The organism is Mesorhizobium argentiipisi (SeqCode) (genome assembly GCF_037179585.1).
In the GTDB taxonomy this organism is placed as follows: Bacteria; Pseudomonadota; Alphaproteobacteria; order Rhizobiales; family Rhizobiaceae; genus Mesorhizobium; species Mesorhizobium argentiipisi.
The window spans coordinates 1-685 of the sequence record NZ_JAPYKO010000086.1 but is presented as its reverse complement, the minus strand read 5'-3'; the positions used below and the strand labels follow the sequence as shown (position 1 = coordinate 685).

General features: G+C 65.4%; 1 protein-coding gene. It reads right to left on the bottom strand.

The features are described 5' to 3' along the window. Positions 1 to 58 precede the first annotated feature (58 nt). Positions 59 to 685, bottom strand: a 627-nt coding sequence (locus O7A05_RS34035; protein ID WP_415927098.1) for a transposase, incomplete at its 5' end; no start/stop codon positions are given.

The window sequence follows — 685 nt, the reverse complement described above, 5'->3', positions numbered from 1 at the left end:
GCGATCAGGGAGGCGACGATCTGGCGGGTAGCGCGCCACAGCAGCGGGCGCCCGTCGCTCAAGGGGGAGAGACACCCAACTCCTGCGAGAGGGGTTCGGTCACAAGCGCGATGAGGAAGTGGGCAAGAATCCAGGGCTTTGCGATCCTTGGGTCTTTGGCGGGAGGCGCGCGCAGCCCGATCAGGCTCTTCAGGCGCTTGAAGGCGAGTTCGATGCGCCAGCGCATGCGATAGAGCTTGAGAACCGTGCCGGCGGGAAACTCCTCCCGGTCCAGCGAGGTCACAAGGATGACGAAGCCGGCCGCAATCAGCGTCTGCGGTTGAACCTTGTTGCCCTTGGCCTTGGCTTCCTTGTTGAGTTTGCGCCGCGCTTCTTGTGCCGCGGGCTCGGATTTGCGCAAGGCGATCAGGCGCATCTTCACCGACGCGCCCTGCTTGAGGCCCAGCCGGACAGGCGTTTCGAAGACCTCCTCGCGGCAGCTCTCCAGATGGCCGATGAGATCGAACGCCTCGCCGTTGGCGTCGAGCCATCGCGCATTCTTCCACGATGCGCGCACGACAACGTCGCCGCCTTGCGCCATCACCTTTGCGATCCGCTCGGCCTGCAGATAGACGCGGTCGCCGATGCGGATCTCGCCCGCCACCACCGGCACGCGGTCGATCAGCTCGGCCTCGCTCTGGTCGGT